The sequence below is a fragment of the Miltoncostaea oceani genome (genome assembly GCF_018141545.1).
Classification (GTDB): Bacteria; Actinomycetota; Thermoleophilia; order Miltoncostaeales; family Miltoncostaeaceae; genus Miltoncostaea; species Miltoncostaea oceani.
Window position 1 is genome coordinate 526,154 of sequence record NZ_CP064357.1, and the last position, 17,234, is coordinate 543,387.

Below are 17,234 nucleotides of genomic sequence, written 5' to 3' on the forward strand. Positions count from 1 at the left end.
ATGACAAAGATCTGCATCGCTGATGATGGGATCGCTGATCGAGGACGACTCGCACGACTACGCTCGAGGAATGTCCCGAGAGTCATCCATCTCCGGGGGCGGAGGAGGAGCGGCGGAGCCCGACCCGGCGGTCTCGTACGCGACTCCGCTCGGTCCCGTTCTCCTGCGGGCCGCCGGTGCCCGCCTCATCATCGCCCGACAGGCCGCGGGTGACCTCCTCTCGGTCAACGCTGGCGCGTTCCGGCTCCTGTCAGCGCGTATCCACCTGGTCGAGGGCGAGTGGCGGTGCGGCACGTATCAGCGCGGCGTCTTTCGAGCGTGGAGCGGCGCGGCGATCGAGCGCGCCGAATCCACCAGCGAGAAGATCTCCGCGAGCGTCGAGCGGCAGGTCTGTGGGTTGCTGGAGGAGCTCGCGGCGAACTTTGCAGCAGACCACCCGGAGGCCGTCAACGCGGCGGAGACGCGGCGGCTCGCCGATGTCCAGGACTGCGAGCGGGAGATGCTCGCCCGGATCGACGAGGAGGCCGGCTTCATCCGCCAGTGTGCGGCAGTCGCCTTGAGCGGCGACGCTGCGGAGCTCGAGGGCTACGACGCGGCGCGGTGGCTCGAGGGCGCCCTCGGACCAGCCCCCGCCCTCGGCGTCAACTCCTACCGCCGGCGGGGGAGCCTGCGTCTGCTGATCCTCCCTGTCGGATCCCTGCATCCCGGCCCGGACTGGGACTTCCACTCCTAGGGCGCATGCGTGGGGTCAGGTGGCGCTCGGCGAAGATGAGGCGGCGTGGGGCGGCGTGGGGCCTACATTGAGTCGCATGGACCTCGCCCTCGAGGGAGCGCCTGAGACGACGTCGGGTGGTCTCGCCCGCCCACGGGTCGCTGGGCTGATGCCGGCCTTCCTCGTCTGCGGTCTCGGGTGTGACCTCGAGGTCGCTGCGGCCAACCTGGGGCTCGCCCCCCAGATGCTGCGCCCGTTCGCCGACCAGAGCCTCCAGGCTGAACTCCCCGATCCGCAGGGGCGCTGGCGATACTGGCCGTCCACGGGGATGGCGATGTGGTCGGGCGGCAACGCCGAGGCGGAGACTGCGCCGATCAGCCTGCGCCGGGCGCGGATCGAGGTCGTCCCGGCGATGGACCTCCTGCTGCGCGCCGGGTTCTTCTGCACTGAGATGAGCCTCCTCAGGTCCGCCGGCTGGAGCGCGCCGCTCGATGGTCGCGCCGGCCTCTGCGAGATGGCGCGCCGCGAGCCCCTCGGGGTGTCGGGCTGGTGGATCGACGATCGGGGCGACTCCGCCCGGGTCGAGATCTTCGCCGACGGCACCATCTGGGGCGAGAGCGCGCTGATCGCCGAGAGGTGGCTCCTGACCATCGCCGGTCGCGAGCTGGCTTGATGTCCCTCCCCGAGACCCGACATGCTCGAGGAGAGCCTGGGCTCCCGGCATGGTCGGTCAGGCGTTCCTCGATGCTCCACCGCCGGCTCGCCGCTCACCTGGACGAAGAGACGCTCGCCCGATGGGCCCCTCGGGTCCTGCGCAACATTGAAGAGATGTCCAGCTGCCTCAAGGGCGAGCCCCACACCGTCAACCTCGGGCGTTGGAGACGCGCTGTATCCGAACGCGATCTCGTCGAGCTCCGGCGGCTCCTCACCGGTTCTGATGAGGACTCGGTCCAGATGCGTGAGGTCTCCCCCTTCCGCGGGCTGCTGCCTCAGGCCGAGCGCCGCGAAGTCCTTCGGTCGAGGTGGGTCCCGGGGAGAGATGGCTAGCGCACATCTTCGCGACTGATCCCCGGGGGCGCGTGCCCGGCCCCCGTGCGCCCGGCCCCGGGCGCTCGGCGATTCGTCAGTCCGTGGACTCTGCGTCCATGTCGGCAAGCGCCAGCAGGACGGCACCGACACCATCGGGAGTCTGTCCGGGCATCCACTGCTCGACCTTCGGTGGGAGCGCCCCCAGCGGATCCCTGCCGGATATGAGGCTCCGCGGCTCAGAGCCTGCGGTGAGGCGGTATAGCTCCCCGCGTTGGCCGGTGCGGCGGGTGTGGCTGATCGCCAGCCAGGGCGCCCGCCATACCGCGAGGACGGGCCCGCGATCGGTCCGGCCACGCACGATCACCGGGTCGACGTCCCGTTCGGCCACCGCGACGGCCAGGATGAGGAAGTACTCGGGTTGCCTGGGCAACTCCTTGTAGAGCTCCAGGCCGCCGTTGCGCTCCTGGGCGATGATCCCGTAGTCGCGCTCGAGGATCTCGATGGCGCGTCCGTAGCCCTGCTGCTCCGGATTGGTCGCCTCGAGCGCGACCTCGAGGACAACGGCCGCGCTGACGGCGATCCCGAGGCGGGGTCTCATCTCATCGCACAGACGCGTCAGGTCCTCAGTGGAGCAATGCTCGAGGAGCACCCGGGCGAGTCGCTCGCCACGCTCGAAACGGAGCATCTGCGCCGAGCCGAACGCGCGCCGCGGAGCTTCGGCGTGGAGCAGTGAGAGGAGGACCGCAGCGAGACTCGCGGCCGCCACCCGCTCCGCCGGCACCGGTTCGTCGCCGGGTGCGCTCAGCACCTCGATGGCTTCGAGTACGACCGCGCCCTCTTCATGGGAGGGCCAGAGCTTCGCGGCAATCCCATGGAGGACGAGCCGCGCGGCGAGCACCCGAACGATCGGGGGCGCGCCCGCCGCCCGCACGAGCAGGCGGTGGATCCATCGGCGCAAGCGATTCCGCTGGAGTTCGGTGAGCGTGTCGATGACCTCGGGCAGCGGGAGGTCCTCGACCACGACATTCTCCGGCGGATCTTCCATCTCGTCGCCGGTCTCGGCGGTCAGCTCCACCGAGCTGAGCTTCGTCTCACCCTCCTCCCCGGGCACCTGTGGAAGAGAGAGCGCCCATCGGGTGAGCGGGTCGCCGAGGACCGCGATGAGCCCGTCAAGGTGCTCCTCGAGGGTTCGCCGGCGCGCGCGGCGCATCACCGGCTGGTCGCCCGTCGTCGCCGCCTCAGACTCCGCTTGCGCCGCTGAGGACGCCGGGGCGGGCTCGATGAGCTGCATGCGGAGCAGGTAGGGTCGCAGGGCGTCGATGTCAGCGAGGAGCTGCTCGAAGGCATCACCGAGCACGAGTCGCGTCGCGGTCGTCATCGCCGTGCCGACCACGCGGACCGGCCGGCGTGTCGCGGCCCCCATGTCGGTCACGTAGACCCTGTTGCTGCGGGTCTGTGCCCCTTGGAGGACCAACTGGAGCGCCGCCCCCGGCGGCAGGGGCGGCCTGGTGGTGTGATTCAGGCACCCCGCCGGTACCTCGCGCGCGTCATCGATGATGAAGGCCCCCGCCTCCTCATCGAAGACCTCGATCAGTGCTGATTCCTCAAGCGGACCGGCCAGATGGAGAACGGTTCCCCCGGGCGCCGCCACCGCGGCCAGCAGCAGCGAGCGCACCTGGGATTCGCGGCTCGGCTCGGGCCCACGCAGACCCGCCACCCCGCGAATGGGCTGATCCGTCTCCTGCGGGGACAGCGGCCCCTCGATCTCACCGATAAGGCCTACTTCGCAGTTGCCGTCGGCGACCGTTGAGAGCAACGCAGGGGCCGACAGGTTCGGGCTCCCGGTGAGTGCCCACCACTGCTCTCCGATCCGCCACGAGATGATCTTGCCGTGGTGGTGCGGCCGCTCCAGCGTCCAGGCGAGCCGGCCTCCACGCGCCGCCAGGTAGCCCTCCAGTCGCGCCCCGTCGACCGTCGTGTCCGGGGCCACGAAGACGGTCAGGGCGGACGGCGCGAGCCGATCCACCAGAGCCTCGAGCGCCTGGATGCGCGAGTCGTGGAAGGGTGCGTAGGCGATCAGCTCATCGACGGGGCCGCGCGGCATCTGATCGATGATCGGCTGACCCAACGACGAGACCATCCGAGGCCCCTGGTAGGTGGCAGTTCCGCGCTCGAGCAACAGAGCGGCCCGCTCCATGGCATCGCCGGCGCCGGGCGACAGGATGACTTCCGAGTCGCTCAGCCCCCTCAGAAAGCCCGCCGCCTGGGCGAAGGTGCCGGGGACCGACTGCCCATCACCGCGGATCACCGTCCAGAGCTCCGAGTTGCCGTGCCAGCCGGCGAGAGTCAGGTTCCCGGAGCCGACCGCGAGCGTCACCGCCTCGGGTCCGGCGACCACGATCACCTTCGGATGGAAGGCGCCCCGCGGGGACACCGCCCGGGCGTCGAGGTACTTGAGGCCGGCGTGGCGCACCGCGACGGGGTCGGAGCTGACCATGGCCGAGTCCGAGATCACCGTGGCTCTCGCCTGTAGGCCTCGGGTCCTCTGGAGGACCGCCCTCTCGAAGAAGTCCAGGTTCGCCGAGTAGGTCAGGAACAGGGCTTCCTCGGCCTCGTCCACATCGTCGAACAGCCCGATCGGCAGCCGGCTAGGCGTGGAGGCGGCCACGCATCTCCTCACCGAGGTCGGTCACGTGGAGGACCCCGCCTCTGCGGTCGAGCATCCCGAGCCCGCAGAGGATCTCCGCGAGGGCCCATTGGCGCAGGGAGACGGGGGTCGCCCCCTCCTCCCCGTCCACCCAGAGCTTCTCGCCGACCTCGTGGAGCCGGCTCGGGATCCAGACGCGGCCGTTGGTGATCCGCATCTTCGAGTAGGCGACCCGCCGCGCCCTGTCCACGAGGGTGTGGCCGAGCTCGCGCGCGAGCTCTGACAGGGGAGCGTCGGCGTACCGGTCGAGCTCGTGACGGAACCAGACCGGACCGAGGTCGTGGCGCTCGGCCCCGATGAAGGCAGCGAGAGTGCGCCGCTCCAGGTCCTGGGTCCGGAACGCGCCGAGAGCGAGGTGGCGCAGATGCCGACGCGGCTCATCCTCCTCGGATCGCCGGATATCCTCCTCGGCGGGCAGGAGCTCGCCGGCGGCGCCGAGCCGCGGAGGCAGCTCTGCGCGGAAGTCCCTGACGCCGCCGGGCCCGACTGCGCGCGCGAGTCGGTCCGCGAGGTCGTCCGCTGACATCGGCTCCTCCGCGAGGCGCGCAGCGAGCCACCGCCACAACTCACGCCACGCCGTCACCGAGTAGTTGCGGAGGATCGCGCCCTGCCAGGCCGCTGCCACGACTCCCGCGGGTGTCGTGTCGTCGTCGATCGTGGGCCCGAAGCCATGGGCGCGCGTGAAGGCGCCCTCCGCACTCGACTCACCGCCACCCGAGAGCGCGTCGAGGAGCATCCGTGTGGTGAGGTGGCGGTTGCGATCGTCAGCGGCCGTCGGTTCGTCGGCCGGCCGTGCACCGAACAGGGCCTGTCGCAGCCACACTCCGTCAGGCGCCTCGGCGGCCCGGCACAGGCAGAGGTGCGCGGCGGCCTTGATCTCCCCCACTCCCACGACGTCCTGATCTGCGAGGTCGAGCATGCCCTCGAGGCCGCTGCGCACGGCCGGCTCATCGGCGGCCTCACCCAAAGTCGGCGGTCGCCCCGGCGCGAGGAGGCCGAGTCTCAGCAGGACCCCTGTGTAGACGTTGCGGAAGCCGCCCATGCTCATCCCACTGCTGCCCAGGCGCGCGGCCCGGGCGACGTGGAGGGAGTCGGCGACGATGAACCCGCCGACCCGCTCCTCACCGTGAGCGACCGTCAGCTCGCGCCGATGCGGCTGATGGAGGAAGTGGATCGCCGCGGCGACGACTTCAAGGCGCCGCAACAGGGCGAACGCCCCGTCAGCATCCAATCCACGGTCAGCCGCGGCGGCGGCGCCCAGCAGGTTGATCGAGTAGTAGCGGGCCTGGCGGGTGGTGGTGATGACGCCCGGGACCAGGTGATCGACCAGGCCGGACACCGGAGTCTCGACTCGCAGCGGGAACCGCCCGCGCGCGTCGGCCATCCCCTTCGAGGTCCAGACCGGGCCTTCGACACCGACGAGCGCCACGCTCCGGACGCTACCAGCGGGGTCTCCGGCTGAGACAACCAGGGGGTCTCATCGGCCTGCCTGGGCCTCAACGCACCTCGTGGCATCCACCACGGGAGAACTGCCCGTGCACCTGCCACAAGCCGTTGCCGGGAGTCAGCCCATGACGGCGCGGACAGGACCCGAACCCCGCCGTCCCGAGGCGACGCCCCTCCGCCAGGGCGCGCGGCCTCGATGCGCCCCCGGGTCCGCAATGGCCCGTAGAGTCCGGCCCCATGACATCGCCTCGCACGCGGAGTGGGCGCCGAGCCTCTCTCATGGTGCTCTGCCTCCTGCTCTCGTTGGGGCTTCTGGGATGCGGGGGAGATGACCCCGACTCCGCCGCCCCCGAGGAGATCTATTCAGCCCCTGTCTCGTCGCCGGCGACCGCCCCTGCCCCCGCCGCGCCGAGGGAGCTCTCGCGTACCGAGGTGGTCGAGGCGTTGATCTCGGTCGGCATCCCCGAGGACCGAATCAGCGACGTCGGGAGCCAGATCCAGATCGTGCCCGCCCAGGATGGTTCGGTTCTGGTCACAGGCTTCCAGTCGATCTTCTTCGATCCCCTCGTGATCAGCACCCTCGCCGGACCCGCAGGCGTCACGATCGGCCAGGAGGCGATCTCGACCTCCGGAGGCGAATGCTCGTACATCTCGCTACCGGCTCCCGAGCTCCTGGTGCTCGGTCTTCCGGGATCAGGGGGCTGCCCGAGCCTCTCCGACCCCGCCTGGGACCAGGCGCGCATGATCGCCAACGCGCTCGCCACTGCAGCAACAGGAGGCGGTGCGCCTGCTCCCGGCGCCGGGGGTGGTGGGACGCCTTCCTCACCCGGAAGCGGAGCCCCGGCAGCCGGGGCCAGGACGGGAGGGACAACAGAGGATGCCATCGCGGCGACACGGGCTTTCATCAGCGACCCTCCCGATGACCTCACCGACGTCTGGGCCAGTCCAGGTCTCAGCTTCTCGGACGGCGCCTACGAGATCAGCGGGGCCGGCGTGTCGACGACCGACCCCTCGCACGCTTTCGTGTGCGCGCTCAGCACGGTGAAGGGTCCGGCCTTCGAGCCCAATGCCCCCGATGGCTTCTACACCCTCTTGCGCTTCAAGCTGAGGGCGGAGGCGAACGGCTGGGAGGTCGGGGCGATCGACGGCCCGAACTACGTCTGGCCTGACGACGGTTCGATCTATGACGCTCCCGAGGATGTGGCGAACCCTGACCCGGCGCTCTGCCCGGGACGAGACCCCTAGAGAGCAGGCGGGGCGAACGCAGGGCCACAACGCCGGCCGGGCGGGGGGGCGAGGAACCCCCGCCCGAGCGGGCGCCGGGGTCGATCCCCGGCGCCCGCTCGGGACTTACGAGTCCAGGCCGGCGCGCGCGCGGTCGATCAGGTCGCTCGCCCGGTTCCACTCGCGCTGGAGGGCGGGGTCGATCGAGTCGATGTCGCACTCGAAGTCCTCGATGCAGTTGCCCCAACGTGTGGCGGCGCGGATGTAGCGGTTGAGCCCCTGCTCGACGAAGACCCCGACGTCCTGGGTGCAGCCGGGCTCGACGTCGTCGAAGTCGATCCGGTCGTAGACGACCCTCGCGTCGGCGACACGGTCACGGTAGTCGGCATAGGGGAGCCCGATGGAGAGGCGGCTCTGGACCTCCTCCAGGGAGGTGATGAGCTCTCCGAGCTCCTGCTCGCAGGCGGCTGTGTCGAATGAGGTACCGCCGCCGGTGAGGCCCGCAAGGAGGTCCCGGTTGACGTCGAGGACCTCGCGCAGGGTCATGCCGGTCGCGTCGTTCTCGGCGTAGGAGTCCACTCCGACAGCGATCGTCGCCGCCTGGTCCGGATCCCCGCTGGTGTCTCCCACGACCTCGAGGTACCGCTCGACGACAGCGACCTTATCGTCCTCACTCAGCGCCTCCCAGTCCGCGAGCTCACCCGTCGCGACGAGGTCGTTGATCGCGCCCGCGTCCAGACCAGGACTCTCAGCTGCGGCGGCCGGCGCCGCAGGAGAACCATCGGAGGTCTCATCCGAGCCCCCGCAGGCGGCGACGCCGAGTGTCGCGATCAGGAGCGCCGCGATGACCAACCACTTCCTCATGTGCCTCTCCTCTGATGCTCGGGCCTCGGGAGCCCAGGACTGTGGCAACACTCGCACATGGAGGTGCTCTCACTGCCCGGCGCGGGCGTCAGCCAACGCCCCGGGTTCAGCCGGCCTCGGACTCCTGGTCGCCCCGCCGCCGGGTCACGATGCAACGCCGTCGGCACGGACGCGAGCCGCCGCGAATCTGCCTCCTCCAGTCGATGTCACCGGCCCGGTGTAGCGTGCTCCGGGCCGAACCCATCTCGTCCCTGGAGCAACTGTGCCCCGTCTGCGCGTTCACTCGATGGCCGTCCTCATCGCCTTGGTGGTCGTGGTCCTCGGCGCGCCGGCCGCAGCCTCAGCGGCCGCGCCGGTGGTGGACAGCTCCACCTATATCCGCGACGTGCAGGCCGGCGCGGCATCCCTGCAACGATTCGGGGCGATCCTTGAGAGCACCCAGGACCTCCCCGACCTTGTGGCGAAGTCGAACCGCGCGCGGGTGCTGCTCACCCAGTTCGACCGTCGCTTCTACGTGATGAGCCGCTACCGCGTCGTGTCTCCCATCCTGAACCGCCAGCGAGCGCGCCTCGCCCGCACCAGTCCGCCGGTGACCGCCATCCTCTCTCGCTTCCTGGACGCCGCGCTGATGGAGGATCTCGACGAGGTGACCCGGTTGGCGCCGATCGCCATCGGGCGCATCAACGCCTTCCAGCGGGCCGCGGGCGGCTGAAGACGCGGTAGTGACCTCCTTACGTCGCCTCGGCTAAGCCGGGGCGACGCCCGCTACCCGGTTGCCCCGCTCTGGCGACGGTCCTGCTCGTCGACGAGCGCGCCGAGACGAACGAGGTCAGCCTCTCTCCTCGCGATGCTCGCCTTGATCACCGGCACTCGTTCCTCCCGGTGGCGTCGAAAGTCCCTGAGCGCAGCCTCATACTTGGATGAATCCTCGGAGAACCTCTCGCTCTCCCGCCGGCGGGCTTCGCTGGCGGTCCCCACCGAGTTCCGGATCGCCCACGCGCCGGCAAGGAGGGTGAGCAGGCCTATCCAGGTCAACACGTGGGTGAGCAGCCACGCGACGACGCCGAGGAGGATCAGGCTCTGAAAGGCGGCGATTCGGATCGAACGTCGGTACGCGGTTGCGGCTTGGATGCTGAGCTGCTCGGAGGGAGAGACGAGCCCGCTGGGCGACTGACGTGAGAGTTCGACGAGTTCCCCCTCGAGCCGATCGAGGGCCGTCCTCGCCGCTTCCAGCTGGACGACGACCCCTCGGCAGTCCGTGCATCCATGGTCGGTGCCAACCCGGCCTGGCGCCCACGGGACCGCCCGACGGGGCTCGGTCCAGTAGCCCGACCGGGCCCAAGACCCGCCGGTCATCCCGATCGGCGTGGGATGGCAAGGCGCCGGACCGCCATGGAGGTACACCGGGATGGGCGGCTGGTAGACCGGGCCGGTGTCGATCCACCGCGAAGGCTCGGCGGGCCGGCCGCGGGTGTACTCGACGGCCGGGACGAAGCGGTCACAGCGAGCGCAGTGGATGAGCTGCGCTTCATGCCCGGCCATCAGACCGTCACTCCCTGGTTGACCATCCCCCTGACGGCGTCCCGTGCTGGAAGGATCTGGAAGCTCGTCGAGCGGCCCGTTGTCGTCTCGAGAGGGATGCGGTCGCTCCAGGTGGAGTGCTTGACCTGATGCAAAGGACGGTGGCCCGTCCCTGCCCTTTACACGCAACAGGCGTCCAGAATACGCTCCTCGCCCGAGGCGCGAAACGCGGCGGTTGGCATTGCAACCCGAGATGGCACGGATCGATTCCGCAGGGCCTACCTTCGCCCTCGATGACGCTGAGGTACTCCTCGGACTGATCGAGAGAGAGCTCTTGGTCGAGCAGCACCTCGTCCGGGAGCACGCCCAGAAGCGCGACCAACTACGACGGCTACACAGGCTCGCCTCCAAAGAGGCGGCCCGGGCTTCGCGCGCCCTGCAGGAGGGGACCGAGCCTGCGCCAGCGGTCCGTGGCCCTCAACCCTTGGACGTCAAAAAGCCTCGGCGCCCGCATGGTTCGGTGCAGCGCGGCGTGCTGCTCGGCCTTCTGGAGAAGAAGACCTCAGCGACGGTTGAGGAGGTCGAGGCCCTCGCCGTCGCCCGCGGGATCATCAGTCCAGAAGCATCGGCACCTCGGGAGAACACCCGCAACACTCTGAGGCGATTGGTGGCGAAGGGTTTGGTAGCCCACTCTGGGCGAGAGTACTCACTAACTTCGACGGGTCATGCGACCGCAACAGAAGCCGCTCATAAAGCGGCGGCGGGGCCTCTCACGTCTCAGCGACTTCACCTCGTACACGGCGGCAGAAAGACGAGCCTCGCACTCCCCGCTCGCCGTCCAGCAGTTCCAAGAGCCTGGTCGAGGTCCGATCCCGCCAGCACCCGAGCTCTTGCTCTCCCCGTCTCGTTCCGAAGTGTTGGCGCCGCTTACGTCGATCCTCATCGGTCCCAGGTGTTGCCTACGACCGCCGCCTTTACGCCTGTGACTGACAAGAGTGCGGGAGCACGCGCGCAAGACCTCCACGCCCGGACTGCAGGTGGCTTGACTCGCTGGCTCGCCGAGACACAGCAACTCGGGTCAGGACCCATGCGCTAGCAGGAGTTGGACTTGCATGGCGACGTGCACGCAAGGGTCGCCGACTCGCCGGCGGCGGGCCGGCGTAGCCATCGGGTGGTGCCCGCGGTGCGTAGGCCCCGGCCACATTCTTGGGCCCCAGGTGCATGAACACCCAGGGCCCGGACGCCACAGGTCCCTTTGGGAGGTCCACGTGGCTGGCGTTACCCGAGCCACCTATGGCGCACTCCGACCGTGCCATCGGCCATTGGGGTCGGTCCAGAGGGAACTGTGGCAAGTCGCCCTTCCAGCCGAACGCCGCGAACGAACCGGCGGGGCGGGCAGCTGGAGCTCACCGAATGGCGGGAGAATCCGCAACGGTCCGAAGGAAAATCACATATTCGTGCTATTCTCTCGACCATGAACGGTTCAGATCTCGTATTCGTCGCGCGCACGCGGGCGGGCCTCAGTCAGGCGGAGCTCGGACGTCGGGCGGGTATGGCACAGAACGCCGTGGCGAGGATCGAGAGTGCCCGGACGCATCCGAGCTTCGAGACCATCCGGGACCTGGTCCGCGCAGCCGGCTTCGAGCCGGAGATCGAGTTGCGCACCAGAGATGAGTCCTTGCGCTCAGACGCAGGCGAGCGCCTGCGGATGTCCACTCCGGAGCGGGTCAGCCGGGGGATCCGCGCCGCTCAGGTCGCCCGCCGACTCGTGGGGGTAGCAGCGAGGCAGGAGAGGTAAATGGCTCGCGGCCGGAGGTCCGGATCGGAGCCGGCTTCTCCGGGTGCCCCGCTCGAACCGGAGCGGCTCCTGCAGGCTCTGCACAGAGGAGGGGTGAAGTTCGTCGTGATCGGCGGCTTCGCCGCACTCCTTCACGGCTTCGACCAACCGACAGAGGACATCGACATCACTCCTCTGCGCGATCCTGAGAACCTCGTGCGCCTGGCAACAGTCCTGAAAGGCTTGGACGCAGTTGCCCAGGACGCCGCCGGCCGCGACAACCCGGACTGGCCCATCGACGACCAGCACCTGCGGCTCGCAGAGACGACCTTCCTTCGCACTCGCTTCGGACGACTCGACGTCGTCATCAACCCGGCGGGGGCATCCGGGTATCACGATCTCGTCCAGGATGCGATCGCGCTTCAGCTGCCTGACGGACCGGTGATCCTCGTTGCGACGCTCGAGAGGATCATCTCTTCGAAGAAGGCAGCCGACCGCCCCAAGGATCATGCGGCGCTTCCCTCCCTCTTGGAGCTGCTCGCCCGCAAAGACCACGAAGGCACGAGATGACCTCACCCGCAGGCGCGCCCTTCGACCCCCTCGGCCTCATCGCGCAGCTCAAGGACGCCGGCATCGAGTTCGTGGTCGTCGGCTCTTTCGCGGCGCTCATCCACGGGTCCCCCCTACCTCCAGTCGAGCTCGAGATCGCTGTCATGGACTCGCCCCGGAACCGCCGCCGGTTCGAGGCGCTGATGAGCGGCCTACCCGCGACGACCTCAGATGGCGTGCTCTGGTCCACGCCGATGGGTCCACTTCGCGCACTACCAGCCGAGCCAGGTTCGCCCTTGCATGGCGCGCGGCACTCCACACCCCTGAAGATCGCCCCAGACCTCACAGTCAACGTGGCGAGCCTCCGCGCCCTCATGGTCTCAGCCACAGAGTCCCCGCGCCCCCAGGACCGCCTGCTCCGACCGGTGCTCAGTGATCTGCTCGAGCTAACACCCATGGATACAACCACGAAGACCTAGCGACACACGGCCCCAGCTTCGAGGCTGTTAGAGCGGTCCCACACTTGTTGCGATGGAGAGACGGGATGCCTCGGTCGGAGACGATGGCAGTCCGCCGGAACGGGATGCGCCCTAGTTTGGCCAGCGCACGGACCCGGTGGTGTCGAAGCCCTGTGAGGGGGCGCGCTGCCGCGGCCGGAAGATGCCCCCGTCGGCAGGGCGACCCATCCGGAACTCCGTCGAAGGACCCGCCCAGTAGCGGCGTTCGTCCACGTTGACGTCATTCGCGACGTACTGCCGGATCGAGCCTGGGAACGCCTTGGTCGAGTAGCCGCGCCCGTATACGTCGGTGTAGAAGACAGGCGGGCCGTCGTTGCGGACCACCCACCGCGGGTGCTGGATCCAGCGTCTGTCCCCCTTACAGCGAGACTCCGTCCCCGCCGGATCGCTAGGCCCGCATACGCTGGCATCGTTGAAGACCAGCCGTGAGGGATCGGCCGGGTCGATGACCGTCGTCGGTTGTCGACGCCGAACGAGATCCCGGCGGCCTGGAATCGACCATCGCCCACTGACGCTTGGGTCGTCCACACCTCGTAGTCACTCGCGCACCCCGGGGCAAGCGTCGGCAGCACCCGGGCACTACTTTGCGGCACCTGTCCCTGACAGTCGAGAATCGCCTCGCCGAAGTCGGCCATCAGCTGAACACGGGCGAGCACCTTGCGGTCCCGAAGCCGAACCATCACGACCTCGAGACTGTGGTGACGCTGACTCGCACGCCTCGGGCCGGAGGTGCCTTGATGGACCGTCACCATCCAGGCCTTGCCGCGGCCGTCGTTGTTCACCACGAACACTTTGAAGCCTTCGTGGGGTTCCACGCGTCCCAGACGGTGCGCGACTCGGCTGAATCCCTGCCTGCGGACTTCTTGGCGACCCGCAAAGGAAGACCTGTCGCTCCCGTGCTCGTGTCCAACATGTTGGTTCGCGATCGATGCACTATGGCTGCGCCAGTCTCCTGGCCCAGTTCGGCCACTGGCTGCGATGGGACCGGCCGCTAGGGCGCCGGCGCTAGCAGCGGCGATAAGCATCGCAACGAGGACGGCTCGTGGCGGCCGCCGGACACGCCTCAGGTCTAGTCGGCTCGTACCCAGACGGTCTTGCCGAGCCAAGTTTGGACGTCGCAAGAACCTCAAGGTACACCCATCCGTTCTAGGCGGTGCATGCAGATGGTCCGGTACGAAATAATTAGCTAGATCGCGGGCTGGTTACGTAACCTATGCAGCTGACCTGAGTGGGCCGCCCGCTGCTCCGCGGGGGCCCAGCGCCTACCTCTCGACCCACGAGAGGGCTTCAAGGGGTGCAGTAAAGGCACCGCGCAAAGCGCATCACCTAAGTCAGTTCACTGAGGAGGATGTCCATGACGTCGTCGGCCTCGGCCAACGCCTGAGGCACGGGTTGCCAAGGCGTCAAGGCATCGCCGTACTCCCAAGCGGCTGTGCCTTCTGCGTCCTCAATCGACGGATGCCAGGTGTCGCCGGCGAATACCCCTTCCGCTGTCCACCGGGTGATCGCGAAACCCGCGTCATTGTGCTGTAGAAGCAGAAGGCGAGGTCGACTCATCGCTCCTCGCGGCGTTTCGTGTCGTGTTCGTCCGGGCGGGCCGATGGCGTTTACCCACGCATACCTCAGGGCGTTCATCAGCGGAAAGGCACATGGCGATTTCGCGTGACCGCACCGGTCACTGGGTCGAGGTCCTCAAAGTTTGCATGCGCTGAGCCTCTCTTCGGGTTGATATCGCCGCGTGCGATTCTAAAGCGCCTCAGGCCATCCTTCGACACGAACACGCCCGATGCTATCTCGTCATATCCCCCCAACCAGTGGTGTCCCCCATTCAGAACCTGCCCAGCATCCTGGGCAGGAGCCGACTCGTTCACAGGTCGGCGGTGCGGTTTCGAGAACCCCTGCTGTATAGCTTTCGGGCCCTTGAGGAGTCGGGTCCATGGCAAAGCCCCGGCGGCCTGACTCGCGACTTCGTCAGCGTCTTTCCGTCGACCAAGTGAGTAGCCAAGGCCGTAGCCCGGCACCACTTGGTAGGCAATGGGATGCACCCGGTCCACGAGGAAGCCCATCGTGGCTGTGGACCCGGTGTTCACCCACCAGCTTCCGGCGTCCTGGAGGCATCCGACCGGGTTCCCGCAGAGCCCGCTGGGGTCCGTGAACTGACCCGGGGCGTTCCAGACGTAGGCGTAGAGGTTTACGTCGCCGCCGGCGAACCCGATCGGGTCCTCGGAGATGAACCTTCCCAGGCCCGGGCTGTAGTAGCGGGCTCGGCTGAACTGGAGGCCAGTGCCGTCCGACTCACGCCCCGTGAACTGGGTCGGGTTGTCCGAAGGGGCCCCGGTTACCGAGGGCGCCCCGAACGGTTCGTAGCCGTATTCGGTGAGGACACCTCCCGATGCGTCGGCGAGAGCAACGGTGCTACCGAGAGCGTCGGTGAGGAGCGCCTCGACCCCGGAAGCATCGGTTCGGGTCAGGGCCGAATCGACGCCGAGGCCGCCGAGAATCTGGACGGCGTCGGAGCCCTCAGTCTCGACGATGGCGTTCTCGCCGTCGTATCGGTAGCCGGTGGATGTCGCGCCGATGGTGGCCTCGCGGCGGCGGCCAAAGGCGTCGTAGCCGAAGGTCGCCCCAGGCGTGCCGCCCGTCAGGCCGGTCAGCTCGCCGCGGGCGTTCCAGGCGTAGGCCTGGGTGCCGTCGCCGGTGAGGTTGCCGATGTCGTCGTAGGAGTAGGTCGCGGTCCCACGGGTGGTGAGGCGGTTGGCCGCGTCGAAGGTGCCGGCCCCCATCGCCTGCGGGAGCCCCATGCGGGCCCAGAAGCCAGACACCTCGTGGCGCCGGCCGGCGGGGTCGTTGCCGTAGTCGATCCGCCCGAGTTCACCACCGCCGTTGGCGTAGGTGATCCGCGTGAGCCGGTCAGCGGCGTCGTGGGTGTAGGTCATCGAGGCCCCGCCGGGGAGGGTGACGCCGGTGGGTCGGTTGGCGTCGTCGTAGGTGAAGACGGGGGCCTGGGTGCCGCGGGTGATGCCGGTGAGGCGGTCGGCGGCGTCGTAGGCGTAGGTCGTCTGGTCCTGGCCGGCGGTGTCCATGGTGGTGCGCCGGTCGGCGGCGTCGTAGCCGTAGCTGACCGTGCCGGTCGGCGTCGCCTCGGAGGTGAGGCGGTCGAGGCCGTCGTAGGCGAGGGTGATCGTGCCGTTGGCCGAGTCGTCGGCTTCGGTCAGTCGGCCGCCGTCGTCGTAGCTGTAGTCGATGGTGCTCTCGTAGCCCGGAGGCGTGCCCACGGTCTCGTCGAACCCGACGAAGGTCTGGCGGTCGAGTAGGTCGTAGCCGAGGCGGGTGACCTGCCCCTCCCGGTCAGTAGTGGTCGTGAGGTTGCCGTTGGCGTCGTAGGTGAAGGTGTCGGAGTCGTCGAGTGGGTCGATGCGGGCGGTGACCCGGTCCATGACGTCGTAGATGTACTCGGTCGTGTTGGACCGGGCGTCGGTGAGGGCAGTCAGGTTCCCGTTGTTGTCGTGGGTGAAGGTCGTCCGCTCCCCGGCGGCGTTCTCGGTTGCGGTGACGCGGTTGAGCGCGTCGAACGTGGTCGTCCCGGTGCGGCCGGTCGCGTCGGTTCCCGCGGCGGGGCGGCCCCCCGCGTCGGTGAACGACTGTGCGGCGTTGCCGAGCTCATCGATCACCGACACCGCCGCGCCGCGCGAGTAGTCGATCGCGGTCTCGTGGCCGAGGGGGTCGGTGACGAGGGTCGTCTGGCCGTCCTCGTCGGAGGTCACGGTGGTGGTCTTGCCGCGTGGGTCGGTGACTGCGCTGAGCGCACCGGCGGACGTGTAGGCGTAGCCGGTCGTGTGATCGAGGGGGTCGGTGACCGACGCGACGAGGCCGTAGTTGGGCTCGTAGGTCATCTCAGTCGTGACGGCGCCCGGGGTGCCGGCGAGGCGGGTGATCGACGTGACGTCGCCGCGGTCGGAGTAGGTGAAGTCGGTGTGGCGGCTGAGGGGGTCAGTGATCCGGGTGACGAGGTCGCCCTCTGCCTGCCGGGTGTAGGTGGTGGTGAGGGCCTCGGCGCTTCCGTGGGCGTCGGTGACCGACGTCGGGTAGCCGGCGGTTGAGAATTCGGTGCGTGCCACGATCCCGCGGGGATCCGTGACCTCGGTGGCGGTCACCTTGCCGGCGCCGTCGACGGTGTAGTCGAAGCCGTAGGTGGTGTCGTCGGCTTGGGTCTGCTCCACGACGCGGCCGGCGCCGTCGTAGGTGTTCTCGATGAAGGTGATGCCGCGGGCGTCGGTGATGCTCGACACCCGGGTGTAGTCGCTTGTCGCGTATTGGGTGACTCCCCCGCCGGGGTTGGTGACGCTCGAGAGCCAGCTGTTGACGGGCGCGTAGGTGTAGGTGACGGTCCGCCCGAGGTTGTCGCGGGCTGAGGTGATCCGGTCGCCGTTGTCGTAGGTGGGCTTGATCCACCGGCCGTTCGGGGACCGAATGATGGAGATCCGGCCGATGGAGCTACTGATCTTCGGCGTCTCACGGACGATGGTCACCTCGTTGCCGAAGCGGTCCCGGATCGCGGTGAGGACCCCCCGTAGGGCGGTGTTCGAGAACGAGAGCTCGGTGCCGTCGCGCAGTCGGATCTGCCAGCCGTCGGCGGTCTGCTCGGAGTTCACCGCACGGAAGCTGAGGCGGGCCCCAAAGAACGGGCCGGGGGTTGCGGTGTGTTCATAGACCGCGGACTCCTGGCTGGTCCCAGGTGAGATCCGCTCGAAGGGGATCCGGCCGCCCGCGGGGAGGATCAGCGACGCCGACTGGTAGGGGACGTCGTTGACGAGGTGCAGGTCATAGCCGTCCTTGGTGGACGACCCGAAGGTGCGGTACTACCGGGCTATCGTCCGCCGCGGCATC

At 68.8% G+C, this 17,234-nt stretch carries 11 protein-coding genes; 6 read left to right on the forward strand and 5 right to left on the reverse strand.

Annotated elements, in window-relative coordinates:
* Window positions 1-70: 70 nt before the first annotated feature.
* Together IU369_RS21545 and IU369_RS21550 are read left to right on the forward strand one after the other, a co-directional pair.
* The gene (locus IU369_RS21545) at window positions 71-733 is read left to right on the forward strand and encodes a hypothetical protein (protein WP_217924501.1); all 663 of its coding nucleotides are present in this window, start codon (window positions 71-73) and stop codon (window positions 731-733) included.
* Window positions 734-809: 76 nt separating this feature from the next.
* Entirely contained in the window at window positions 810-1,385 is a 576-nt protein-coding gene (locus IU369_RS21550; RefSeq protein ID WP_217924502.1) for a hypothetical protein, read from the forward strand.
* Between the two features lie 450 nt (window positions 1,386-1,835).
* Here the strand turns inward: IU369_RS21550 and IU369_RS21555 are convergent, their stop codons facing one another.
* Entirely contained in the window at window positions 1,836-4,409 is a 2,574-nt protein-coding gene (locus tag IU369_RS21555; protein WP_217924503.1) for a phospholipase D family protein, read from the reverse strand.
* Window positions 4,390-5,877 carry a hypothetical protein gene (locus IU369_RS21560; RefSeq protein WP_217924504.1) on the reverse strand — a complete coding sequence of 496 codons (1,488 nt, stop codon included), beginning with the start codon at window positions 5,875-5,877 and terminating at the stop codon, window positions 4,390-4,392. The genes IU369_RS21555 and IU369_RS21560 overlap by 20 nt, the downstream gene beginning before the upstream one ends.
* Before the next feature lie 449 nt (window positions 5,878-6,326).
* On the opposite strand from IU369_RS21560, the gene IU369_RS21565 reads away from it, so the two are divergent.
* On the forward strand, window positions 6,327-7,139 hold the full coding sequence (locus tag IU369_RS21565) for a hypothetical protein (RefSeq protein WP_217924505.1): 813 nt from the start codon (window positions 6,327-6,329) through the stop codon (window positions 7,137-7,139).
* A 105-nt stretch (window positions 7,140-7,244) separates the two neighbouring features.
* Here IU369_RS21565 and IU369_RS21570 read toward each other — a convergent pair whose 3' ends face one another.
* Window positions 7,245-7,982: a hypothetical protein gene (locus tag IU369_RS21570; RefSeq protein WP_217924506.1), complete on the reverse strand. Its 738-nt coding sequence runs from the start codon at window positions 7,980-7,982 to the stop codon at window positions 7,245-7,247.
* Window positions 7,983-8,268: 286 nt separating this feature from the next.
* Here IU369_RS21570 and IU369_RS21575 point away from each other — a divergent pair, with 286 nt between their 5' ends.
* Entirely contained in the window at window positions 8,269-8,694 is a 426-nt protein-coding gene (locus IU369_RS21575; protein WP_217924507.1) for a hypothetical protein, read from the forward strand.
* Between the two features lie 53 nt (window positions 8,695-8,747).
* Here IU369_RS21575 and IU369_RS21580 read toward each other — a convergent pair whose 3' ends face one another.
* Entirely contained in the window at window positions 8,748-9,524 is a 777-nt protein-coding gene (locus IU369_RS21580; protein ID WP_217924508.1) for an AAA family ATPase, read from the reverse strand.
* Between the two features lie 1,453 nt (window positions 9,525-10,977).
* Between IU369_RS21580 and IU369_RS21585 the strand changes: the two genes are divergently transcribed.
* Window positions 10,978-11,301 carry a helix-turn-helix transcriptional regulator gene (locus IU369_RS21585; protein WP_217924509.1) on the forward strand — a complete coding sequence of 108 codons (324 nt, stop codon included), beginning with the start codon at window positions 10,978-10,980 and terminating at the stop codon, window positions 11,299-11,301.
* A 93-nt stretch (window positions 11,302-11,394) separates the two neighbouring features.
* Window positions 11,395-11,850, forward strand: a complete 456-nt coding sequence (locus tag IU369_RS21590) for a Rossmann-fold NAD(P)-binding domain-containing protein (RefSeq protein ID WP_217924510.1) — start codon at window positions 11,395-11,397, stop codon at window positions 11,848-11,850.
* A gap of 2,131 nt (window positions 11,851-13,981) precedes the next feature.
* Here the strand turns inward: IU369_RS21590 and IU369_RS21595 are convergent.
* Entirely contained in the window at window positions 13,982-16,999 is a 3,018-nt protein-coding gene (locus IU369_RS21595) for an RHS repeat-associated core domain-containing protein (RefSeq protein WP_217924511.1), read from the reverse strand.
* Window positions 17,000-17,234 lie beyond the last annotated feature (235 nt).

Coding starts and splice junctions, on each gene's coding strand:
- IU369_RS21545 (WP_217924501.1), top strand. CDS start 71: ATGTCCCGAGAGTCATCCATCTCCGGGGGCGGAGGAGGAGCGGCGGAG.
- IU369_RS21570 (WP_217924506.1), bottom strand. CDS start 7,982: ATGAGGAAGTGGTTGGTCATCGCGGCGCTCCTGATCGCGACACTCGGC.
- IU369_RS21575 (WP_217924507.1), top strand. CDS start 8,269: ATGGCCGTCCTCATCGCCTTGGTGGTCGTGGTCCTCGGCGCGCCGGCC.
- IU369_RS21580 (WP_217924508.1), bottom strand. CDS start 9,524: ATGGCCGGGCATGAAGCGCAGCTCATCCACTGCGCTCGCTGTGACCGC.
- IU369_RS21585 (WP_217924509.1), top strand. CDS start 10,978: ATGAACGGTTCAGATCTCGTATTCGTCGCGCGCACGCGGGCGGGCCTC.
- IU369_RS21550 (WP_217924502.1), top strand. CDS start 810: ATGGACCTCGCCCTCGAGGGAGCGCCTGAGACGACGTCGGGTGGTCTC.